The organism is Pseudomonas sp. S2_A05, from assembly GCF_054668485.1.
In genome coordinates this window covers 3,392,515-3,414,578 of record NZ_CP162775.1, presented here as the reverse complement: position 1 = coordinate 3,414,578, position 22,064 = coordinate 3,392,515, and the positions used below count along the sequence as shown (strand labels likewise).

At 61.1% G+C, this 22,064-nt stretch carries 15 protein-coding genes and 3 pseudogenes; 7 read left to right on the top strand and 11 right to left on the bottom strand.

Going from position 1 to position 22,064, the window contains the following annotated elements; translation table 11 throughout:
* Positions 1-51: 51 nt before the first annotated feature.
* Both AB4O12_RS15510 and pobA read right to left on the bottom strand, forming a co-directional pair.
* Positions 52-1,569, bottom strand: a complete 1,518-nt coding sequence (locus AB4O12_RS15510; protein ID WP_095181440.1) for an MDR family MFS transporter — start codon at positions 1,567-1,569, stop codon at positions 52-54.
* A 78-nt stretch (positions 1,570-1,647) separates the two neighbouring features.
* Positions 1,648-2,841, bottom strand: coding sequence for a 4-hydroxybenzoate 3-monooxygenase (gene pobA / locus AB4O12_RS15505; protein WP_258707129.1), 1,194 nt, complete (start codon positions 2,839-2,841; stop codon positions 1,648-1,650).
* A gap of 175 nt (positions 2,842-3,016) precedes the next feature.
* Between pobA and AB4O12_RS15500 the strand changes: the two genes are divergently transcribed.
* The gene (locus tag AB4O12_RS15500) at positions 3,017-3,907 is read left to right on the top strand and encodes a helix-turn-helix domain-containing protein (protein ID WP_024014136.1); all 891 of its coding nucleotides are present in this window, start codon (positions 3,017-3,019) and stop codon (positions 3,905-3,907) included.
* A gap of 122 nt (positions 3,908-4,029) precedes the next feature.
* Here the strand turns inward: AB4O12_RS15500 and AB4O12_RS15495 are convergent, their stop codons facing one another.
* On the bottom strand, positions 4,030-4,251 hold the full coding sequence (locus AB4O12_RS15495; RefSeq protein ID WP_460062522.1) for a hypothetical protein: 222 nt from the start codon (positions 4,249-4,251) through the stop codon (positions 4,030-4,032).
* Positions 4,252-4,423: 172 nt separating this feature from the next.
* Positions 4,424-5,330, bottom strand: a pseudogene (locus AB4O12_RS15490) (LysR family transcriptional regulator).
* Between the two features lie 113 nt (positions 5,331-5,443).
* Between AB4O12_RS15490 and AB4O12_RS15485 the strand changes: the two are divergent.
* Together AB4O12_RS15485 and AB4O12_RS15480 are read left to right on the top strand one after the other, a co-directional pair.
* Positions 5,444-6,322, top strand: a complete 879-nt coding sequence (locus tag AB4O12_RS15485; RefSeq protein ID WP_056789950.1) for an MBL fold metallo-hydrolase — start codon at positions 5,444-5,446, stop codon at positions 6,320-6,322.
* A gap of 45 nt (positions 6,323-6,367) precedes the next feature.
* Positions 6,368-6,982, top strand: coding sequence for an NAD(P)-dependent oxidoreductase (locus AB4O12_RS15480; protein WP_252868189.1), 615 nt, complete (start codon positions 6,368-6,370; stop codon positions 6,980-6,982).
* A 195-nt stretch (positions 6,983-7,177) separates the two neighbouring features.
* Here AB4O12_RS15480 and AB4O12_RS15475 read toward each other — a convergent pair whose 3' ends face one another.
* Positions 7,178-8,059: a LysR substrate-binding domain-containing protein gene (locus AB4O12_RS15475; RefSeq protein ID WP_252868188.1), complete on the bottom strand. Its 882-nt coding sequence runs from the start codon at positions 8,057-8,059 to the stop codon at positions 7,178-7,180.
* A gap of 218 nt (positions 8,060-8,277) precedes the next feature.
* Here AB4O12_RS15475 and AB4O12_RS15470 point away from each other — a divergent pair.
* A pseudogene (locus AB4O12_RS15470) lies at positions 8,278-9,916 on the top strand (5-guanidino-2-oxopentanoate decarboxylase).
* The gene (locus tag AB4O12_RS15465) at positions 9,913-11,364 is read left to right on the top strand and encodes an aldehyde dehydrogenase family protein (protein ID WP_460059006.1); all 1,452 of its coding nucleotides are present in this window, start codon (positions 9,913-9,915) and stop codon (positions 11,362-11,364) included. Before AB4O12_RS15470 ends, AB4O12_RS15465 begins: the two are co-directional and overlap by 4 nt.
* A 431-nt stretch (positions 11,365-11,795) precedes the next feature.
* On the opposite strand, the gene AB4O12_RS15460 is transcribed toward AB4O12_RS15465, so the two are convergent.
* Positions 11,796-12,725, bottom strand: a complete 930-nt coding sequence (locus AB4O12_RS15460) for an AraC family transcriptional regulator (protein WP_016773445.1) — start codon at positions 12,723-12,725, stop codon at positions 11,796-11,798.
* 396 nt (positions 12,726-13,121) lie between these two features.
* Here AB4O12_RS15460 and AB4O12_RS15455 point away from each other — a divergent pair, with 396 nt between their 5' ends.
* Both AB4O12_RS15455 and AB4O12_RS15450 read left to right on the top strand, forming a co-directional pair.
* Positions 13,122-13,475 (top strand): putative quinol monooxygenase, encoded by a 354-nt coding sequence (locus tag AB4O12_RS15455; RefSeq protein ID WP_150637421.1) that lies wholly within the window; start codon positions 13,122-13,124, stop codon positions 13,473-13,475.
* A gap of 43 nt (positions 13,476-13,518) precedes the next feature.
* Complete coding sequence (locus tag AB4O12_RS15450) at positions 13,519-13,761, top strand: hypothetical protein (protein ID WP_041479831.1); 243 nt, start codon at positions 13,519-13,521, stop codon at positions 13,759-13,761.
* Here the strand turns inward: AB4O12_RS15450 and AB4O12_RS15445 are convergent, their stop codons facing one another.
* From AB4O12_RS15445 to AB4O12_RS15425, 5 genes and pseudogenes are all read right to left on the bottom strand, one after another.
* On the bottom strand, positions 13,762-14,391 hold the full coding sequence (locus tag AB4O12_RS15445; protein WP_041479830.1) for a flavin reductase family protein: 630 nt from the start codon (positions 14,389-14,391) through the stop codon (positions 13,762-13,764). It lies immediately after the preceding gene.
* Positions 14,392-14,526: 135 nt separating this feature from the next.
* Positions 14,527-15,844, bottom strand: a pseudogene (locus AB4O12_RS15440) (MFS transporter).
* Between the two features lie 380 nt (positions 15,845-16,224).
* Positions 16,225-17,553: a sigma-54-dependent transcriptional regulator gene (locus AB4O12_RS15435; protein ID WP_252868184.1), complete on the bottom strand. Its 1,329-nt coding sequence runs from the start codon at positions 17,551-17,553 to the stop codon at positions 16,225-16,227.
* Positions 17,553-19,313: an ATP-binding protein gene (locus AB4O12_RS15430; RefSeq protein WP_460059002.1), complete on the bottom strand. Its 1,761-nt coding sequence runs from the start codon at positions 19,311-19,313 to the stop codon at positions 17,553-17,555. Before AB4O12_RS15430 ends, AB4O12_RS15435 begins: the two co-directional genes overlap by 1 nt.
* 84 nt (positions 19,314-19,397) lie before the next feature.
* Positions 19,398-22,058: an RHS repeat domain-containing protein gene (locus tag AB4O12_RS15425; protein ID WP_460059000.1), complete on the bottom strand. Its 2,661-nt coding sequence runs from the start codon at positions 22,056-22,058 to the stop codon at positions 19,398-19,400.
* Positions 22,059-22,064: the final 6 nt, after the last annotated feature.

Below are 22,064 nucleotides of genomic sequence, written 5' to 3'. Positions count from 1 at the left end.
ACCGCGCATTCGCGAGCAGGCTCGCTCCCACAGTGGTATTTGTTGCGGCAATTATTTCGCGCCGTGCTCCCGTCCGCGCAGCAGGTTGTTCGGCATGGCAATCGCCGCTGCCAGCCCCAGCAACGACACTGCCGTGCTGACCCAGAGCAAGTGGCGGAAGGTCACCAGCAGCTCCGCGCGCAAAGCGTTCTGCGCTTCACCGGGTGCGGCGTTCAGGCCATCGAGCAGGACGTTGCCCGAATGCCCTTCGCTGATCAGCGAACTGTTCGCCAGGTGGGCGAAACTGGAATGGTGCAGCAACGCCAGCAGCAGCGCCGACATCAAAGCCACGCCCACCGCGCCGCCCAGTGAGCGGAACAGGTTGGTGGTGCTGGTGGCGACGCCGATGTCGCGTTGTTCCACCGAGTTTTGCGTGCCGACCAGCGAGGTCGGGAACTGCATGCCGCCGGCGATGCCGCTGAGCAGCATGAACAGACCGCTGAGCAAGGTTGCTTGGGGCGGACTGAAGGCCATGCCGAGAATCGAGATCGGCATGAGGATCGCCCCGGTGAGAATCTGCGGTTTGTAGCGTCCGGTAATCGAGGTGCGGCGGCCGGCGAAATAGGCACCGATCGGCAAGCCCATCGCCAATGGCAGCAAGTGCAGCGCTGCGCTGTCGGCGCCAGCGCCGGTGACGCTTTGGAAACGCAATGGCATCAGCACGATCAGCGAGATGGCCTGGAAACTGGTGAAGAAGATCGTGCACCAGCACAGCAGCGCGCTGCGATTGGTGAACAAGTGCATCGGCAGCAATGGCTCACGTGCACGGCGTTCATGCCAGACGAACAGCGCCAGCACCACCACGGCGCAGGCGAACAGGCCGAGCACTTCGCCGCTGCGCCATGAATGACCCTGGCCGACTTCGGTGATGCCGAGCAGCAACGCCGTGAGACCAATGATCATCAGCACCGTGCCGAGGTAATCGATCACCGGTTTGCGCTGCGGAATCGGCAAGCCGCGCAGGTTGCGCCGTGCCACCCACCACGCGCCAAGCCCCAGCGGCAGGTTGATCAGAAACACCCAGCGCCACGACAGGTATTCGGTCATGTAGCCGCCGAGCACCGGGCCGGCGACGCTGGCCACGGCGTACATGCTGCTGAAGTAACCCTGATAGCGCCCGCGTTCACGTGGCGGGACGATGTCGCCGATGATCGCCTGACTCACCGAGATCATGCCGCCGGCGCCGATGCCCTGAAGGATCCGCGCCAGCACCAGTTGCTCCATGCTCTGCGCCATGCCGCAGAACAGCGAGGCGAGGGTGAACAGGCCCATGCCGAACAACATCAGTTTGCGCCGCCCGTACAGGTCGCCGAGTTTGCCGTAGATCGGCACCGCCACGGTCATCGCCACCATGTAACCGGAAATCACCCAGGCCAGCAGGCTGACGTCCTTGAATTGCGCGGAGATCGCCGGCATCGATACGGCGACGATGGTCTGGTCCAGCGCACCGAGGAAGATCGCCATCATCAAGGCGACCAGCACGCTGCGAATGGCCGGTTTGGGCGTTTCAGGTTGATTGAGAGTGGTCACGGGCGAGCCTGCGGGCATTGATGGACCCGCGCGGCCATCGCGCGCGGGTGGATGCTCGCAGTGTAAGTCGGTAGGAAGCTATTCGATAGCCTCGTACGGAAGCCCGACGTAATTTTCTGCAATGGTTTTTTGCCCGGCTTGCGAGCTGACAAAATAGTCCAGTTCCGAAGCGCAGATGCGCTGGCTGAATTCATCGTGCTCGTCGAAGCGATGCAGCATCGACGTCATCCACCAGGAAAACCGCTCGGCTTTCCACACCCGGCGCAGGCAGATTTCCGAGTATTTTTCCAGCAGATCAGTGCGGCCTTCGCGATACACCTTCAGCAGAATATTGAACAATGTGCTGACATCGCTGGCCGCCAGGTTCAAGCCCTTGGCGCCAGTGGGCGGGACGATGTGGGCGGCGTCGCCGACCAGGAACATCCGGCCGTATTGCATCGGTTCGACGACAAAACTGCGCAGCGGCGCGATGCTTTTTTCGATCGAAGGGCCGGTCACCAGTTTTTCCGCGAGGGCATCCGGCAGGCGTTTTTTCAGCTCATCCCAGAAACGCTGATCGCTCCAGTCATCGACGTTTTCATCCGCCGGGACTTGCAGGTAATAGCGGGTGCGGGTGGCCGAACGCATGCTGCACAAAGCGAAGCCACGCTCGTGGCGGGCATAGACCAATTCGTCGTGAACCGGCGGCGTGTCGGCGAGAATGCCCAGCCAGCCGAACGGGTAGACCCGTTCGAAGATCTTCAGGCAATCGGCCGGAATCGACTGCCGCGCGACGCCGTGGAAACCATCGCAACCGGCGATGTAATCGCAATCGACGCGCCAGCTTTCACCGTCCTTTTCGAAGGTGACGAAAGCTTCGTCGCTTTTCATGCCGTGGGGAACGACATTGCTCGCCTGATAAATTGTCGGCGCCCCCGCATCCCGACGAGCGGCCATCAGGTCGCGGGTGACCTCGGTCTGACCGTAGACCATTACTGTTTTGCCGCCGGTCAGAGCGTGCAGATCGATGTGCACCTGACGCCCGTCCAGCGCCAGATCGAAGCCGCCATGAACCAGACCTTCGGCATCCATTCGCTGACCGACGCCGGCCTGACGCAGCAGCTCTACCATGCCTTGTTCAAGCACGCCGGCACGGATGCGCCCAAGAATGTAATCAGGCGTCTGGCGTTCGAGGATCAGGGTTTCGATGCCAGCGTTGTGCAGCAACTGGCCGAGGAGCAGTCCGGAAGGACCGGCGCCGATAATGGCGACTTGGGTTTTCAGGGTTTTCATTGTTTTTATGACTCGCAAGCTTCACGCAGCAACAGCCGGTGAATGATTTTATGGATCGAGTGCTTGCATTTTTCCCTTGCGGGTCTGTCAATTGAAGGTGAAAACTGAGCCGATACCTGTACATTCTGCCAATCGGTGCGATTATCGCCCAAAAACCAGAGGCCTGGATTGAAGTATGAACAAGCCTGCCCTGCCTTCTATTCCGGTGTTCAAGCTCTACGGTGAAAGCCTGGACTGGCCGACCCCGGACTTGCTGCACTGTGAAACCATTTCCTCGCGCAGTCGCGAACATCAATGGGAAATCAAACCTCACCGCCACGCGGATCTGTGCCAGCTGCTGTTCGTTTTCAAAGGTCAGGCAGAGCTTGAAATCGAAGGCCAGCGCACGCAACTCGAGACGCCAGCGATTCAGGTGCTGCCACCGTTATCGGTGCACGGGTTTCGTTTTTCCGAGGATGTTGAAGGCTTCATCGTCACCTTGGCCACACCGCTGATCAATCATTTGCAGGCGCAATTGGGTGATTCGGTACACGCCTTGGCTCGGGCGGAAAACTACCCGGCGGGCAAGGATGGCGATTATCTCAACAGCCTGTTTTCAGCCTTGCAGGCCGAGTACAACGGCCATCAACCGGCGCGGGAAATGCTCATGCATTCGCTGGTCAGTGTGATCATGGTCTGGGTCAGCCGTCAGGCGATCGTCCGCCACAAGGCCAGCCAACGGCCGCAACGCCAGCGCGAATACCTCAACGGTTTCATTCAGTTGGTGGAAGAGACTTACCGCCAGCACGTCAAGGTCGAAGACCTCGCCCATCGCCTGGGCATCTCCGTGTCGCATCTCAACGGCACCTGCCGTGAACTGGCCGGGCAACCGGCGTTGCAGATCATGCACGAGCGTCAGTTGCTGGAAGCCAAGCGCCTGCTGACCTACACCAGCATGACGATTTACGAGATGTCGGAGCTGTTGGGGTTTTCCGATCCGACCAACTTCACGCGCCTGTTCCGTCGCCGGGTGGGGATTTCGCCAAAGGCATTCCGCGACCGCTTGAAGGCCGAGCAACAATCCTGATGAGCCCTGTGGGAGCGAGCCTGCTCGCGAATACGGTCTTTCATTCAGCAACTAGGCTGGCTGACACAGCGCATTCGCGAGCAGGCTCGCTCCCACAGCAGTTGCATTCCAGCGCAGGTCTATCAGCGCAATGCGTTCAGCGTGGCATTGTGCGGAATACACCGCTCATAGTTGCAGCTCGCATACTCACGCGGCAGCTGGCGCAACTGCTCGACCCGCCAGGCAGCGGTGCCGTACAGCGCCAGCGTGGCGGCGCAGGTGATGAAGATGGCGGCGTATCTTTTGTTTTGATGTTCATGGTGTTCGACCTCTGAACGTCTACCTTGCGGTATTACTTTGAGCATAGGTCAGCGGCGCGCACTTGCCAGCGAGTGCGCTTGAGGATTTAGCCGGCCATTCAGCGAATTGATGCCTATGTGGGAGCGAGCCTGCTCGCGAAGGCGGTGGTCCAAGCGACATCAATGTTGAATGTACTGGCCTCTTCGCGAGCAGGCTCGCTCCCACAAGGGATCGGGTTTACAGGCCGGCATCCCAGTGCCGGGGCCTCGGGAAAGCGCTGCACAAGAAAGTCGAGCATGCTGCGCAATGCCGCCGGCATGTGTTTGCGTGAGGCGTACACCGCGTAGATATTCATCTGGCGCGGTTCTGCGTGTGGCAGCAAACGCAGCAGTTCGCCGCTGTGAATATGCACGCCAGCCTGGTAGCTCGGCAGCATCGCCACGCCCGCGCCGGCCAGGGTTGCGCGCAGGAGGGTGCTGGCCTCGTTGGCGCTGATATTGCCCTGCACCGGCACCGAAACCGGTTCGCCATCCTCCTCGAAATGCCACAGGCTCTTGCCGAAATAGGAATGAGTCAGGCAGTTGTGTCGGCTCAGTTCCTCCACCCGCAACGGCGCCGGATGCTCAAGCAGATACGCCGGTGCTGCGCAGACCACCGAGCGGCACACGGTCAGGCGCCGGGCGATCAGATTCGGATCAAGATCGTTGCTGGTGCGAATCGCCAGATCGATGCGCTCATCGACCAGATTCACCGTACGGTCGAGCATCTGCAGATCGATGCTCACGCCTGGGTAAAGCTTGACGTATGCCGCCATCGCATCGGCCAGTTGCGCCTGGCCAAACGAGGTGCTGACGCTGATCCGCAGCAATCCGCGCGGCGCGTCATGGGGTTCGCTGACGGCGGCCTGCATGTCGTGCGACAGGTCGATCATCTGCCGGCAGCGCGGGAGGATTTCGCTGCCGGCGGCGGTCAGGCTCAATTTGCGCGTGGTGCGGTGCATCAGCCGCGCGCCGACCCAGTCTTCCAGCTCCGCCAGATAGCGCGACACCACCGGCCGCGACAGGTCGAGGTGGTCGGCCGCCGCCGACTGGCTGCCCAGGTCCACGACCGTGACGAATACCCGCATTGCTTGAAGCCGATCCATGATTTGCCCGCTTTCAGAAACAAACTATGTCCAAGCATCGCATTTTTTGTGCTGAGTCTGGCAACTAAGCTCTGTTGCATCGCCAGACTGGCATTCGCAATCCGGAGCAACACATGATCGGCTTCACCCCCTTCAAACGCGTTCTGCTCGCCGCAGCATTTTTCGGCTTTGCCGCCCATGCATCCGCCGCCGAGCTGAGCCTCGATGTCTACAACCCGGGCACCCAGGCGATTTTCCCGGTCAGCTCGGTGCTGGTCAGCGGTGAGAAAGAAGCGATTCTGGTCGACGCGCAATTCGGCAAATCCCAGGCTGAGCAGGTCGTGGAAAAGATCCGCGCCAGCGGCAAGCAATTGACCACCATCTACATCAGCCATGGCGACCCGGATTACTACTTTGGCCTCGACACCCTGACCAAGGCATTCCCGCAGGCGAAAGTGCTGGCTTCGCAGCCGACTGTCGATCACATCAAGCACACCGTCGACGGCAAACTGGCCTACTGGGGGCCGAAAATGGGCGCCGACGTGCCGGCGAAAACCATCGTCCCGGACGTGCTCAAGGGCGACAGCCTGACCCTCGAAGGCAAGCAATTGCAGGTGATCGGCCTCGACGGCAAGCAACCGGATCGCAGCTTCGTATGGATCCCGTCGCTCAAAGCAGTGGTCGGTGGCGTAGTGGTCGCCGAGAACATTCATGTGTGGATGGCTGACACCCAGACCGCGCAATCCCACGCCGATTGGCTGCACACCCTGCACACCATCGAAAGCCTGAAACCGCAAACCGTGGTGCCCGGTCATTACCTGGGTGACAGCAGCCGCTCGCTGGCCAGCGTGAAATTCACCGCCGATTACATCAAGGCCTTCGATGCCGAAACCGCCAAGGCCAAAGACTCCGCTGCACTGATCGCGGCGATGAAAAAACGCTACCCGCAGCTGGGCGAGGAAAGCTCGCTGGAGCTCAGCGCGAAAGTCGCCAAGGGCGAGATGCAGTGGTAAGCCGAACCTGAACACGCAGCATTTTCAAGCCAACTGGAGAATGTCATGAGCAAGATCGCAATCATTGGCGCCACCGGCCGTGCCGGTAGCCAATTGCTGGAAGAAGCCCTGCGTCGCGGCCACAGCGTCACCGCCATTGCCCGCGATACCTCGAAGATCGGCAGCCGTGCCGGTGTCGTCAGCAAGAGCCTCGACGTACTGGATTCGGCAGCGTTGCAAGCGGCGGTGGCCGGTCACGACGCAGTGATCAGCGCAGCGCATTTCGCCTCCGTCCCGGCCTCGGCGATTGTCGGACCGGTGAAGCAGACGGGCGTGAAGCGCTTGCTGGTGGTCGGCGGCGCCGGTTCGCTGTTGCTGCCGGATGACACGCGGGTGATCGACAGTGCCGGTTTCCCGGCCGAATACAAAGCCGAGGCGAGCGCAGGTGCTGAGTTTCTTGATGCGTTGCGTCACGAGCAGGAACTGGACTGGACCTTTTTGTCGCCGTCGGCGGAGTTCGTCGAGGGTGAGCGCAGTGGCACATTCCGCGTCGGCAAGGATCATCTGTTGGTCAGTGCCGAAGGACGCAGCTGGATCACATTTGCCGATTACGCGATTGCGCTGATTGACGAAGTGGAAACGCCGAAGCATTCGCGGCAGCGTTATACCGTCGGGTATTGAGTCAAGCCTTTTCCCCTCACCCCAGCCCTCTCCCGGGGGAGAGGGGAGCCGACCGAGTTGTCTTGGGTCACGCATTGACCTGAACGGCCGTGTCGATTATGGATTCGGCGGGGCTGTGTCAGGTCGATGAATTTCTTGAGTATCCCCAATCAGTTCCCTCTCCCTGGGGAGAGGGCTAGGGTGAGGGGAGAGGCTTCAGCGCAAATGAGCCTGCTCAACCAGCCAGAGCATCAGTTCCTCAAGTTGCGGCGAGGGTTCGGCTCCAGCAGGCACCACCACGTAATACGCCAACCCCGTCTTCACCTTCAACGCAAACGGCATCACCAGTCGTCCAGCGTTCAGATCATCACCAATCAGCGACCAGTCCCCGATCGCCACCCCCGTGCCGTGCGAGGCCATCGACATCGCCTGATCCAGCGTTTCGAAATGCTGCCCGCTGCCAAGGTTGCCCAATCGCAATCCCGCTGCATCGAGCCACACCGACCAGTCCTGAATGTCGTGGGTCGGGTGCAATAACAGATGCTCCTGCAAATCCTGCGGTGAATTCAGCGCCGGCGAACCTTTGAGCAGTTGCGGTGAGCAGACCGGTGTCAGTTGCTCGTCGAACAGATGCAGTGCGCCTGGCGAATTGTCCGGCGGCGGACCGTAGATCACGGCGGCGTCGAATTGCTCGCGCTGGAAATCCACACCGTGTTGCAGCGAGGCCGTCAATTTCACCGGCACGTCCGGGCGTTCCTTCTGCCATTGCAGCAGGCGCGGCAGCAGCCAGCGCATCACGCAGCTTGGGGCCTTGAGTTGCAACGTCTGGTGTTTGAGCCCGATCTGCTCGGTCGCTTCACTGATCAGCCCGAAAACCTTCTCCACTTGTGGCAGCCATTCGCGGCCTTCGGCCGTCAGCGCCAGACCTCGGGCCAGACGGATGAACAGCGGATAACCGAGCTGTTCTTCCAGCCCGGCGATCTGCCGGCTCACCGCGCCCTGAGTGATGTGCAACTGCTCGGCGGCGCGAGTGAAATTGCAGCATTGCGCGGTGATCCAGAACGTATGCAGAGCGGGCAGGGGTGGCAGGCGTTTCATGGCGATCCGAGGTATGACGTGGGGACATGGCTAGTATGACTTTTAATCGATTGTTGCTGCCAGTTGCGCACCGTTCCAATGGGCACTCCACGGACCCTGTGGGAGCGAGCCTGCTCGCGAAGACGGTTCAAGGTTCGACACGGATGTTGGCTGGACCGCTTATTCGCGAGCAGGCTCGCTCCCACAGGGAGTGTTCAGTGAATGAAAGGGCAATCAACATGGCAACGTGCGGCGAAGTACTGGTCAGGCTGTTGGAAAATTACGGGGTCGAGCAGGTGTTCGGCATTCCCGGTGTGCACACCGTCGAGCTGTACCGAGGCCTCGCGCGTTCAAGCATCAACCACGTCACGCCTCGCCACGAACAGGGCGCCGGGTTCATGGCTGACGGCTACGCGCGTACCAGCGGTAAACCCGGTGTGTGTTTCATCATCACCGGCCCAGGCATGACCAATATCACCACGGCCATGGGCCAGGCTTACGCCGATTCGATTCCGATGCTGGTGATCTCCAGCGTGCAGTCGCGCAGTCAGTTGGGCGGTGGGCGCGGCAAGTTGCATGAGCTGCCGAACCAGAGCGCACTGGTCGGCGGCGTCGCAGCGTTCTCGCACACGCTGATGTCCGCTGCCGAATTGCCGGTGGTGCTGGCCCGTGCGTTTGCCTTGTTTCAGGCCGGACGACCACGACCGGTGCATATCGAAATTCCGTTGGACGTGCTGGTGGAAGACGCCGATGAGTTGCTCGCCAGCCTGCCGGTGAATATCGATCGCGCCGGCGCCGCACCGGCTGCCGTGAGCCGCATGAGCGAAATGCTGGCCAGCGCGCAACGTCCACTGATTCTCGCTGGCGGCGGTGCCATCGACGCGGCGCCGGAGCTGACGCGACTCGCCGAACTGCTCGACGCTCCAGTGGCGCTGACCATCAACGCCAAAGGCATGCTGCCGACCAGCCATCCGTTGTTGATCGGTTCGACGCAAAGCCTGGTCGCCACGCGCGCACTGGTCGCTGAAGCCGACGTGGTGCTGGCGATCGGCACCGAGCTGGCCGAGACCGATTACGACGTCACTTTTGCCGGCGGCTTCGAGATTCCTCGGCAAGCTGCTGCGCATCGACATTGATGCCGATCAGACCGTGCGCAACTACCCGCCGCACGTCGCGCTGGTCGCTGATTCGCGCAATGCCGCACAAGCCTTGCTCAGCACGCTGACGCAAAAGCCGCTGGCCGAGCGTCGTAATGATTGGGGCCAGGTTCGCGCCGCGCGTCTGCGTGATGAATTGGCGGCGAGCTGGGATGCGCCGACGCTGGCGCAGACGCGTTTCCTCGAAACCGTGCTGCACGAACTGCCTGATGCGGTGTTCGTCGGCGACTCCACGCAACCGGTGTACACCGGCAACCTCACTTTCAACCCCGAGCGTCCGCGTCGCTGGTTCAACGCATCCACCGGTTACGGCACCCTCGGCTATGCGTTGCCGGCGGCGATCGGTGCGTGGCTCGGTGGGCAACTCGATAGCGGCGCGCGCCCGCCGGTGGTGTGCCTGATCGGTGACGGCGGCTTGCAATTCACCCTGCCGGAACTGGCCAGCGCCGTTGAAGCACGGGTGCCGGTGATCGTGCTGCTGTGGAATAACCAGGGTTACGAGGAGATCAAAAAGTACATGGTCAACCGCGCCATCGAACCGGTTGGCGTGGACATCTACACCCCGGACTTCGTCGCCGTGGCCAAGGGCCTCGGTTGCGCCGCGCAAGCCATCAGCAGCATCGACGAATTGCGCGCAGCGCTGCGCGAGGCGACGGACCGGCAAGGCCCGACGCTGATTGAAATCGACCAGAACCAGTGGATGCAGGCGGTGGCCCAATGATCAGCTTTCCAACCACACTCGACGGCCTCTACATCAATGGCCAATGGTCGTCAGGCCGCGAACATCTGCGGGTGATCAATCCCGCTACCGAAGCGCTGCTGACCACCGTCAATGGCGGCGACGAACAGGCCGTCGACCAGGCGATCAGCGCGGCGACCGAGGCGTTCAAACACTGGTCGACAACCACCGGCGCCGAACGCGCTGCGATCCTGCGCAACATTGCCAACGGCGTGCGCAACGGTCGCGATCACTTGATGAACCTGCAGTCGAGCAACAACGGTAAACCGCAGTTCGAAGCGGCCATCGATGTCGATGACGTGATCGCCACGTTCGACTATTACGCCGAACTCGCCGAAGGCCTCGACGCCGGTCAGGACAGCAACGTGCCGTTGCCCAGCGATGATTTCAGTGCGCGCCTGCGGCGCGAGCCGTGCGGCGTGGTCGGGCTGATCGTGCCGTGGAATTTCCCCATGGTCACCACCGCTTGGAAGCTCGCCCCGGCGCTCGCCGCCGGTTGCTGCGTGGTGCTGAAACCTTCTGAAGTGACGCCGTTGCCGGAGCTGGAACTGGCCGCGATCATCGCTGCATCCGGTTTGCCCGACGGCGTGTTCAATCTGGTCTGCGGCACTGGTCTGGCGGTGGGCGCGCCGTTGTCGGCCGATCCACGCATCGCCAAGATTTCCTTCACTGGCAGCAATGCGGTTGGCGTGCAGGTAATGCAACGCGCTGCTGAAACCGTGAAGGGTGTGAGTCTGGAGCTGGGTGGCAAATCATCGTTGCTGGTGCTGGCGGATGCCGATCTGCAGCTGGCGGTGGAACTGGCTTGTGGTGGGGCGTTCTTCAACGCCGGGCAAATGTGCTCGGCCACCAGTCGGGTGCTGGTTGCCGAGGAATTGATGGACGAATTTCTTCAGCGTCTGCAAAAGCGCGCAGAGGCGATTCGAGTCGCTGATCCGTTTGATGCGGATGTGGAGATGGGCGCGCTGGTCAATCAGGCGCAGTACCAACGGGTGCTTGGGCATATTGATCGCGGCCTGAGTGCGGGCGCGCGTTTGCTTTCTGGCGGCAATCGTCCGGCGCATTTGCCGCGCGGTTATTTCCTGCAACCGACGGTGTTCACCGACGTGTCGCTGGACAGCGCCTTATGGCGTGAAGAGATTTTCGGCCCGGTGGTGTGTGTGCGCGGTTTTGCCAGTGAGGCCGAAGCGATTGCCTTGGCCAACGACACGCAGTTCGGCCTGGTCGCGAGCGTAGTGACACGCGATGCCACCGCAGCAGATCGCGTGGCCAATGCGTTGCAGGCAGGGCTGGTGTGGATCAATGCTCCGCAGGTGATCTTCCCGCAGGCGGCATGGGGTGGGTACAAGCAGAGCAGCGTCGGCCGCGAACTGGGGCATTGGGGGTTGGCGGCGTTTTTGGAGATCAAGCACGTCGTGCGAGCGGTGTAGAAGCCTGCCCTCACCCCAGCCCTCTCCCGGGGGGAGAGGGAGCTGACCGAGGTGTCTTGCGTTCTCCGTCGACCTGAAAAACCGAGTCGATTATGGATTTGAAGGTCATCAATCCAACGGCGGGTTGGCCTGGCTTGGCTGATTCCGGATTCAGCACCGATATCGCAAGTCGATGAACCTCTCCAATATCCCACAATCGGTTCCCTCTCCCTCTGGGGAGAGGGAGCTGACCGAGGTGTCTTGCGTTCTCCGTCGACCTGAAAAACCGAGTCGATTATGGATTTGAAGGTCATCAACCCAACGCCGGGTTGGCCTGGCTTGGCTGATTCCGGATTCAGCACCGATATCGCAAGTCGCTGAACCTCTCCAATATCCCCCAATCGGTTCCCTCTCCCTCTGGGAGAGGGCTAGGGTGAGGGGCTTCTATGGAGTTACACCGACAGCCGCAACCGCGCCAGGTCCCGCAACGGTGGCGCACCAAACAGTCGGCTGTACTCACGGCTGAACTGCGACGGACTTTCATAGCCCACCCGATACCCCGCCGCCGACGCTTCCAGCCCTTCGGTCAACATCAGCCGACGCGCCTCTTGCAGGCGCAACTGTTTTTGATACTGCAACGGACTCATCGCAGTCATCGCCTTGAAGCGATGATGCAACGTCGACACGCTGAGGTTCACTTCCCGCGCCAGATCATCGATGCGCAGTGGTTGCTCGAAATTGCCGTTGAGCCATTTGATGGCCTGGCTGATGCGATGGCTCTGACTGTTGGCAATCGCAATCTCATACAGACGATGGCCCTGTGGGCTGCGCAGCAGGCGATAGAGAATCTCCCGGCGAATCAGCGGCGCGAGCATGGCGATGTCTTTCGGCGCGTCGAGCAGCCGGGCCAGCCGCAGCACTGCGTCGAGCATGGCGCTGTCGATTTTTTCCACGTACAGACCGCGTCCGGTCGGCCGCGTCGGTACGCCCATCGGGCCGGCGTCGGCGATCAGCGCGGTGATTTCGGTCGGATCGATGTCGAGGCGCACGGCGAGGATCGGTTCTTCCGGCGAGACATTGACCACGCGCCCGCTGAGCGGCATCGAAACCGACACCACCAGATAATTCAGCGGGTCGTAGTTGAAGAACTCGTCGGCCAGGCGGACCTCTTTGCGCCCCTGCGCCATGATGCACAGCGCCGGCTGCGCGAGCACCGGGGCAAAGTCATGGGACTGGGTGTGACGCGACATCACCAGTGAGCCGATGGCGGTCTGGTAGCTGCCATCGTCGCTGGTGTTGCGGCGGATGATCGCGGCCAGCTCCGCGCGCTGCTTTTCCATGTCGGCGCTGGGTTCGGCTTGAAAACGATCGAATGACGTCATGCACGGCATCCTCGGCAAGTGAGGGGGAATGCAGCAGAGCATATGTTTGTGCAAGCGGCGGCGGTAGACACATTCTGCCAAATGCTTGCCTGATTCTGCCCGCAGGTGCGCACATGCCTCCCGCCATACGATTCCGTAGGAGCTGCCGAAGGCTGCGATCCGTTGATCTTCGAGGCAAAAGCCAAAGATCGCAGCCTTCGGCAGCTCCTACACAAAACGCGTATGACAGACGTGTTGCGCGGGTTTACAGGTTGTTACAGGTCGTCTGCGCAGTCTCGCAGGATTGTGCAACGCGAAGGCAGGAATCGACTAACGGCGCAGCCGCCCCGGCCCTTAATCTTTGCTTCAGTCGCAGCCCGTCCCCCGGCTGTCACGCGATTTCATGGAGGGTTGATCATGTCCAAGCAAATGCCTGTCAGTCATATGGCCTTCGTTCGTGCCCAGGCCGGGCGTTCGGCGGAACTCGGTGTGCGCCTGAGCGCATTGATCGAAGTCTCGCGCGCGGCGCCCGGCTGCCTGAGTTTTTCCTTGCAACAATCGCAGTGCGACGCCGACCTCTGGCTGGTCAGCGGCTACTGGAGCAGTCAGCAAGTGATGACGGCGTATTTCAACAGTCCGTCGATGGAAGTCTTCGCCGAGCTGGTCCAGGACCTGGTGGTCAACAGTCTCGACTTCCACACGTTCAGGGACGTTTCCGCCGCGCAGGCCCTCGGTCAATGCGCTGCGCCGATACACAAACTCGCCGGTTGAGGGTTTAATGTCCGGCTTATTTGATTGAGCCAGGATCCGCGACATGGCACGTAAAGAGTTTGAACGCTTCGAAGCAGTCTCCGCAGTCGTCCCCGTCGAGCTGGGCGGCAACAAGGGTTATTACGCGGCGATCGCGGTCAAGGCCCTGGTCGATGGCGGCGCCCCACGCTTTCACAAATTGCTCAATGAGCAGGTGTTCCCCGGCGCCATTGCTGCCGATGATGCAGCCATCAACGAACTGGACAAGCTCAAGGGCGTCACTGATGACGCCGAGCTGATCTGGTAATTACTTCTGCGCCCCCGGGCGCCACATCTTGAACAGCGCCTCAGGCCCCAGCTGGAAATAATCCGCCGGCCCGCCGCCGCGCAGAATCGGTTGTGCGGCGGCGGTGTCGTAGATGCCATCCTTCAGCAGCCATTTGGCGATGTGCACCGCGACCACCTCGCCGAGGATCAGCCAACTCGGCACCGTTTCGCCATCGGCGCGTTGCAGCTGGACGATCTGCGTGACCTTGCACTCGAAGGACACTGGACTCTCGGCGACCCGTGGGACCGAAATCACCTTTGACGCCACGGTGGTCAGCCCCGCCAGTTCAAACTCGTTGACCTCGGGCGCGACCATCGCGCAGCTCTGGTTCATCTGCTCGGCCAACGGGCGGGTGGCGAGGTTCCAGACGAACTCACCGGTCTGCTCGATGTTGTTCAGACTGTCTTTGCGCCCGACACTGGAAAAACCAATGATCGGCGGCACGTAGTTGAAGGCGTTGAAGAAACTGTACGGCGCGAGATTGAGTCGGCCTTCGGCATCCTGCGAGGAAATCCAGCCGATGGGGCGCGGGCCGACGATGGCGTTGAACGGATCGTGAGGCAGGCCGTGGCCGTTGGCGGGTTCGTAGAAGTGGATGTCATCGGGCATGGGGAGCGGATTCCTGAGCTGCATTCGGATGCAGCCATAGTGCAAGGACCCAGCGCATATTTCCAGCCGGACGCGAGACCCCGTAGGGTTCGTGGCAGGACACAGATTTTGTGGCCTGCCAGCGAAGTAGCCCTATCAGTCAGTCACGATCCGCGAGTGCTTCTGGGTGTCTTTCATGGTGATGTACACCAGCAGCGACACGGCAATGCACGCGGTGACGTACCAGTAGTAACCGGTTTCCATGCCGATGCTTTTGAACCACAGCGCGATGTATTCGGCAGTGCCGCCGAAGATCGACACGGTCAGTGCGTACGGCAGGCCGACGCCCAGGGCGCGGATTTCGGTCGGGAACAATTCGGCTTTGACCACCGCGTTGATCGAGGTGTAGCCGCTGACGATGATCAACGCCGCCATGATCAGGAAGAACGCGCCCCACCAGGTCTGGATGGTGTGCAGGGTCATCAGGATCGGCACGGTGAAAATCGTACCGAGCACGCCGAACGCGATCAGGATCGGGCGACGACCGATCTTGTCCGACAGGCCGCCGATGATCGGTTGCAGGCACATGAACAGGAACAGCGTGGCGGCGGAAATGGTGGTCGAGTCGGAGATGCTCATGCCGACCGTGTTCACCAGGTATTTCTGCATGTAGGTGGTGTAGGTGTAGAACGCCAGGGTGCCGCCCATGGTCAGGCCGACCACGGTCAACAGCTCTTTCGGGTGGCGCATCAAGGTGCGCATGGCGCTTTCCTTGGATTTCTCTTTTGGTGAACGACTCGGTTTCTTCCATGCCGCGACGCAGGTACAGCGCCACGACCGCACACAGCGCACCGATGGCGAACGGGATACGCCAGCCCCACGCGTAGAGCTGTTCGGTGGTCAGCATGTTTTGCAGCACGATCAATACGCCGAGGGCGATGAGCTGCCCGGAGATCAGGGTCACGTACTGGAAGCTGGAGAAGAAGCCGCGACGTTCTTTGGTCGCCATCTCGGACAGATAAGTCGCCGAGGTGCCGTACTCGCCGCCGACCGACAGGCCTTGCAGCAGGCGGGCGAACACCAGCAGGATCGGCGCGCCGATGCCGATGGTTTCATAATTCGGGCTCAGGGCGATCAGCAGCGAGCCGAAGCACATCAGGTACACCGAGGCCATCAGCGCTTTCTTGCGCCCGACCTTGTCGGCGTACATGCCCATCAGCCAGCCACCGATCGGACGCATCAAGAAGCCCACGGCGAAGATCGCAGCGGTGTTCATCAGTTGCGCGGTGGTGGAACCGGCGGGGAAAAAGGTTTTCGCGAAGTACAGGGAGAAGGCGGCATACACATACCAGTCGTACCACTCGACCATGTTGCCGACAGAGCCGCTGAAGATCGATTTGATCCGGCTGGCGGTGGTTCTCGGTTTGGCCGGCACGGCAGCCGACCCAAGGGGCAGGGCGTTGGAGTTATCCATTGAAGGATCCTTCGTTTAATTGTTTTTGTGGAGCGCGTCGGAACGCAGCCTGCCAGGGCTATAGCAGGAGGTGTGCCAAGGGGTGAGGGGCCGGTTTAGAGGGGGGTAGCGGGGAGGAGTGAGCGGATTTGTGCCGACTGATTGGGCTGAGTGAGCGGATTTCCGCTTACCGCGTGAAGATCAAAAGCCCCTCACCCTAGCCCTCTCCCCAGAGGGAGAGGGGACTGACCGAGGTGTTCTGGTGGGTTACATCGACCTGCAACATCGAGTCGAATACAGATTCGGGAAAGCATGGAGATCGGCTCCCTCCCCCCTCGCCCCCCCGGGGAGAGGGGCTGGGGTGAGGGGGATGGATTTCAGCTACACCACAAATCTCTGCCTCACTCCGCCAGAAACATCTCCCGACTCAACCCATGCCGCTGCATCTTTTCATTGAACGTGCGGCGCGGCAGTTGCAGTTCTTCGAGCACGGCTTTCACATCACCCTTGTGCCGGGTCAACGCCGCGCGCAGACATTGTGCTTCGAAGGCTTCCTGCTGCGCCGCCAGGGATTGCCCCGGATCGATTCCGGCGACCGGTTCATCCAGCCCCAATACCTGACGTTCCGCGACGTTGGCCAGTTCGCGCACATTGCCCGGCCAGTCATGGCTGAGCAGATGGCTCAACTGCGCGCCTGTCAGCGGCGGAAATGTTCTGCCCAGCCGTTGGGCCGCATTGTGGGCGAAGGTTTCAAACAGCAACGGAATGTCTTCGCGGCGATCGCGCAGCGGCGGCAGGCGCAGTTCGGCGACGTTGAGGCGATAAGCCAGGTCCTCACGAAAACGTCCGGCGCGGGCTTCGTCGAGCAGGTCCGGTTTGGTCGCCGCGACGATACGCAAATCAACGCGAATGCTCTGGTTCGACCCCAGCCGCTCAAGCTTTTGCTCCTGCAAGACCCGCAACAATTTCACCTGCTGGGCCAGCGGCATGCTTTCGATCTCATCGAGAAACAGCGTGCCGCCATCGGCATATTCCAGCTTGCCGATGCGTTTGCCCGAGGCGCCGGTAAACGCGCCGCTTTCATGGCCGAACAGTTCGGCCTCGAACAGTTGCTCCGGGATCGCCGCGCAGTTCAGCGCCACGAAAGGTTTGCCGGCGCGCGGGCCGAAATCATGCAGGCAACGTGCGACCAGTTCCTTGCCGCTGCCGGTTTCGCCCCGGATCAGCACATTGACCGGCAACGTCGCCAGATCCAGCACTTGCCGACGCAATGTCTGCAAACCTCGGGACACGCCGAGCAATGTTGCATCGAGCTTTGCGCGGTTGTCGGCCAGTTCGTGCAGGGCGCGGTTTTCCAGGACCAGGCGGCGTTTGTCCAGCGCCCGGCGCAGGCTGCCGAGCAGGGTTTCCGGGCTGAACGGTTTTTCCAGAAAGTCGTAGGCGCCGTCGCGCATGGCTTCGACCGCCATCGGCACGTCGCCATGGCCGGTGAGCAGAATCACCGGCAGATCGCTGTCGCGCTTTTGCACTTCGGCGAGCAATTGCAAACCGTCCATGCCGGGCATGCGCACGTCGCTGAGGATCACCCCGGCAAAATGTTCCGGGAGCGCGGCGAGGCATTCTTCGGCACGGCTGAACAATTGCACCTGAAACCCCGACAGGCTCAGCCACTGTTCAACGGCGTCGCGAATGCTGCTTTCATCGTCGACCACCATCACCGAATTGAGCATCAGATATGTGCCTCCAGATCGATTGGCAGGGTCAGGCTGAACACCGCGCCGTGGTCGCCATTCTCGACGCTCAGGCGTCCGCCGGATTCATGCACGATGGCGAAGGATACTGCCAGCCCCAGGCCCAGACCGTCACCCACCGGTTTGGTGGTAAAGAACGGATCGAACACCTGGCCGACATGTTCCTCGGCAATGCCGCCGCCGTTGTCGCTGACGCTCAGCCGCCACAATTGTTCATCAGCCTCCAGACGGATTTCCAGACGCTTGCAGGCTTTACCCTGCATCGCATCCAGCGCGTTGCGCAGCAAATTGATCAACACCTGTTCCAGACGAATCGCATCACCGCGTACCCACGCCGGGCGGGTCAGATGCAGGACCAGACTGACCTGTTCGTCACGCAGTCGCGCATCGAGCAGTTGCAGCGATTGATCGACCACCGTCGCCAGATCCAGACGTTCGCGCAAGCCGCTCGGGCTTTTGCGGGCGAAGGTCTTGAGGTGGCCGGTGAGGGCGGCCATGCGGGTGAGCATGTCGTCCACCGGTTTCAGCGCCTTGTAGGCGTCATCGACGCGGCCATGTTCGAGCAGCAGGCGCAGAGTTGCCAGTTGCATGCGCTGGGCGGTCAGCGGTTGATTGATTTCGTGAGCCAGCGCCGCAGACATCTGCCCCAGCGCGGCGAGTTTGGCCGACTGCACCAGACCTTCCTGCGCGGTGCGCAAGTCGCGGGTGCGCTCCTCGACCAAGCGCTCAAGCTCTTCACGATTGCGCTGACGGACCTTGGCCAGCCGCCAGCGCTGATTGAGGAACAGCAACAGGAACACCAGCGCCAGCCACACGCCAGCGGCGGCCAGCGCGGCGTTGCGCAAATCCTCGAAGGCCACTTGCGGACGACGCAGCAGGTGCAGGGTCCAGCCCTCGGTCGTCAGCGGCAGTGATTCCCACAGATAGTCCGCCGTGCCTTGTGGACCTTCGACCCGGCGCAGATCGCTGTTGTCATCGAAGCGCCGCAGCGGCAAATGGGTCAGCGGCAGCAGCGATTGCTTGTCGTACTGGCGGGTGGTTTTGATCTCGGCCAGATCATCAGCGCTCAACGGCCGCAAGGCGCGATAACGCCAGCCCGGCTGATTGGCGATAAAGATGATCCCGCGTGCATCGCTGACCAGCAGCGTGTCGCTGCCTTGGCTCCATTCGCGCTCCAGTTCGGGAAACTCCAGCTTGACCACCATCGCGCCGAGAAACTCGTCGCTGTCGCCAAGTACGGCGCTGGAAAGGAAATACCCGGGAATGCCGCTGGTCACGCCTACCGCGTAAAAACGCCCGGTGCCTTGGGTGCGGGTCTGGCTGAAATAGGGGCGGAAGCCGTAATTGTGGCCAACGTAACTGCTGGGCAAGCGCCAGTTGCTGGCGGCCACGGCCAGGCCGGTGCGATCGAGCAGTTCAAGGGTCGAGGATTGCGCGGCGCCGTTGATCTTTTCCAGCTTCACATTCAATGCCGCTTGCTGCGCAGCATCGACCGGGCCGGCCAGGGCCGAACGCAATTGCGGATCCAGCGCCAGCACGGCGGGCAGGGCGCGATAGCGGTCGATCAGGGTGTGCAAGGAGTTGGCGTACAACCCCAGTTGCTGATTGGCGCGGGCGGCGTCTTCTTCCAGCGCCTGACGTTCCGCGTGGCGCATCGCGAGCGTCGCGGCAATGACCGTGCCGGCGATGATCAGCAGGGAATACAACGACAGACGCAGGGTACGGGAAGTCGGCAGCATGCTGGATGAAAGGTCGGCAGGACGGGCGGGCACGATAGCATGGGCCGAGGTGGCCGGGCGCACTGTTCGCGCCGGCCGTGTCTGCTAGACAGCTGTCTCCTGTACCTGACGTCGATGCACAAGATTCAACCTCGGCTTCGGCACCGGTCTTGCCTTAGGTTCGGCAGCGAGCGAGCGCTCCAGTTGCTGCAGGCGTTCAGTCACGCCTTGCGCCTCGCTTGGCGCTTCGATAGTCGCCTGGGCGGTTTGCATGACCTTGTCGATGGCTTCGAACGGGTCTACACCATTCCTGGACAGCTTCATGACCTGACGCTGTTTTTCTGCATCCAGTGCGTCCAGTTGGGCGTAGAACATCTTCTGGATGTGCTCGGAGTAGCTGTTGAGGTTATCCGTGAAAGTCTTGATGCTGTCGATAAGCGCAGCACCTCCATCGAGAAGAGCCCTCGCGCCGTCTACGGCTTTTGCAGCGCCGTCGCCCAGCGTTTTCAGCCCGTCCTTGAGCTCTTGGGTGTGCAGTGTCTGCGCTGCTTTCAAACCCTTCTTGAAAAAGTGGTAACGCAATACCGGAAACACTATTGCCCCCGCGATTGCCCCTGCGCCGGAACCGATGGCGTTGCCGATTCCGGGTACCACGGTGCCGATGACACTGCCGATGGCGATGCCTTTGCCGATACCGTAAAAGACCGATTTGATGCCGGCCCGGGAGGTGATGAATTTGCCGAACGTCATGCTTTTGCGCACCTCCTCGATGTTCTGGCCTTCAGGAATCAGGCCATCGAACTCGGTAGTCAGGTTGTGCAATTGCTCCGCCGCAGTTTGCGCTTGATCAAAGATACCCACCGCTTTTCTGATCAGGTCAAACACCACTTTGAAGGCACCGGTCTGGTCGACATGGACGATCGGGTTGTTACCGACAAAACCATACAGATTCAAACCGTCCACATCCCCCGCCGGATCCGCACTGACCCAGCGCTGCAACCACGGCGCGTAATAACGGGCGCCGTAGTAGTACAAACCGCTGACATCCATTTCCTTGCCGGAATAACGGATAAAGCGGTATTCGATTTCCGATTCCGGCGCCATCCATGCGGTTTCGCCGAACGGGTAATAGCCTTCTGCGCTGGTGACCACGGCGCCTTCATTGAGCTCCATCACGCAAGAGCCGAGGTGGTCTTCGAGGGTGTAACGCATCTGGTCGTCTATCGGCGCTGAACGTTGCGCCCAATGCAGGCAGCGCGCGTTACCGAGGCTGATGATGTGCAGCTCCTCGCCGTTGTCCTTGCTGCGAATTTCCAGCCCCGGCAGGTAGCGCACCTGGTGGAAGTGGCGGACCTTGTCGGTGAACCATTCATGACATTTGAGGACCCGCTGGCCCGCGCTGTATTGGTAATACTCGGCATCGTTATCGCTGTCCTGACGGATAACCAGATCCACGCGCTCCAGTTCATCACGGCTGTTCCAGTGCAATGACGGACCGTGGTGCAGCTTGCGTTGATTGCCGTGCGGGTCGAACCAGATGTCGAAGTCCGGCGGCTCGTCACCTGTTTGCCAACGCACCCCGCGATTGCTTTTGTCGTCGATGCGCATGGTGCGGGTACGACTGTTGCCGTCGCGCTGATGACGCAACTCGGTCAGATTGCCGCCATCGTCGTAGCTATACGTCTGGGTGTAATTGAGGCGGTTTCGCTCGTCGGGCGGTCGCGGCAGGCCGGGAATGTCCGGGGGCAGGGCGTCGTCATGACCGGTCGCACGAATCAGGCGATACAGGGAGTCGTAGTCGAATTCACGGTGGCCGTCGACCCGTTGATTGGCGAACCAGGTTGGCTCGAAGGCGTGGTCTTCGATGCGGATGATATTGCCGACGCGATCGTAGAAATATTGCAGATCCTGCAATCTGGGGTGAGCGGTTTTCTGACTGGTGCGCGTATGCAGGCGTCCATCGGCCGGGTCATACGTCCACTGACTCAGGACACCGTTACCGGCCAGTTGCGAGATGATCTGATTGTTGGCGTTGTACTGCGCATCCAGCAAGACCTGCGTGGCTTTCGTCTCGACTTGCAGCTCCATTTGCCTGAGTTGCCCGGCAAGACCATAGCGCGATGCTCTGCGATGGCCGCCGGCATCGGTTTGCTCCAGCACCGTGCCCAGCGGGCTGAACACCTGATGGCTGGTGAAAGCCTGTGTGTCCTGGAAAGTTCGGGTTTCCTGCATCGGCTGGCCGGCGAGGGAATAGCTGGATATCGCCAGAACACCAGACGCATCGGTTTGCTTGATCAACCGTCCGCGCAGGTTGTGGTTGGTGGTGTCGGCGCCACCGGCGTAGAGGAAGGTTTCGACCTCTTCCTCTTCCTCCTCATCCTTTCTGGTGACCTGGAGTCTGACGACACGCAGCTGGTCGTCAAAGGTCGATCGCCAGACATGGCCGCGCTCGTCCCAACGTTGCCGAGGCTCACCGGCCAGTCCCGGCAGTACCAAACGCCAGCCGGCATCGACGCTGTCGATTTTCAACACGGTGCCGTTGAGCGAGTAGTGAGTAGTGAGGTTGGGTGCAGATAAGCGCGGATCCCGTTTTTCTAGCAGGCGCCCGGCAGGGTTGTGAGTCTGGCAGGTGATCAGGGGCTTGATTTCTCCATGCGTCGTTGCACACAGATAGGCAATATGCCTGACAACCAAAGCCCGAGGATCCTTGACCTGCACGCTTGGCGTATGGATATGCGTTGATCTATTCAAGGGCCAGGTGCTCATGATTTA

What these genes read in the sequence shown, in the direction of transcription:
- AB4O12_RS15445 (WP_041479830.1), bottom strand. Translation starts at nt 14,391, where the DNA reads ATGCCCGATGACATCCACTTCTACGAACCCGCCAACGGCCACGGCCTG.
- AB4O12_RS15500 (WP_024014136.1), top strand. Translation starts at nt 3,017, where the DNA reads ATGAACAAGCCTGCCCTGCCTTCTATTCCGGTGTTCAAGCTCTACGGT.
- AB4O12_RS15465 (WP_460059006.1), top strand. Translation starts at nt 9,913, where the DNA reads ATGATCAGCTTTCCAACCACACTCGACGGCCTCTACATCAATGGCCAA.
- AB4O12_RS15485 (WP_056789950.1), top strand. Translation starts at nt 5,444, where the DNA reads ATGATCGGCTTCACCCCCTTCAAACGCGTTCTGCTCGCCGCAGCATTT.
- AB4O12_RS15450 (WP_041479831.1), top strand. Translation starts at nt 13,519, where the DNA reads ATGGCACGTAAAGAGTTTGAACGCTTCGAAGCAGTCTCCGCAGTCGTC.
- AB4O12_RS15475 (WP_252868188.1), bottom strand. Translation starts at nt 8,059, where the DNA reads ATGAAACGCCTGCCACCCCTGCCCGCTCTGCATACGTTCTGGATCACC.
- AB4O12_RS15430 (WP_460059002.1), bottom strand. Translation starts at nt 19,313, where the DNA reads ATGCTGCCGACTTCCCGTACCCTGCGTCTGTCGTTGTATTCCCTGCTG.
- AB4O12_RS15495 (WP_460062522.1), bottom strand. Translation starts at nt 4,251, where the DNA reads ATGCTCAAAGTAATACCGCAAGGTAGACGTTCAGAGGTCGAACACCAT.
- AB4O12_RS15480 (WP_252868189.1), top strand. Translation starts at nt 6,368, where the DNA reads ATGAGCAAGATCGCAATCATTGGCGCCACCGGCCGTGCCGGTAGCCAA.
- AB4O12_RS15425 (WP_460059000.1), bottom strand. Translation starts at nt 22,058, where the DNA reads ATGAGCACCTGGCCCTTGAATAGATCAACGCATATCCATACGCCAAGC.
- AB4O12_RS15460 (WP_016773445.1), bottom strand. Translation starts at nt 12,725, where the DNA reads ATGACGTCATTCGATCGTTTTCAAGCCGAACCCAGCGCCGACATGGAA.
- AB4O12_RS15455 (WP_150637421.1), top strand. Translation starts at nt 13,122, where the DNA reads ATGTCCAAGCAAATGCCTGTCAGTCATATGGCCTTCGTTCGTGCCCAG.
- pobA (WP_258707129.1), bottom strand. Translation starts at nt 2,841, where the DNA reads ATGAAAACCCTGAAAACCCAAGTCGCCATTATCGGCGCCGGTCCTTCC.
- AB4O12_RS15435 (WP_252868184.1), bottom strand. Translation starts at nt 17,553, where the DNA reads ATGCTCAATTCGGTGATGGTGGTCGACGATGAAAGCAGCATTCGCGAC.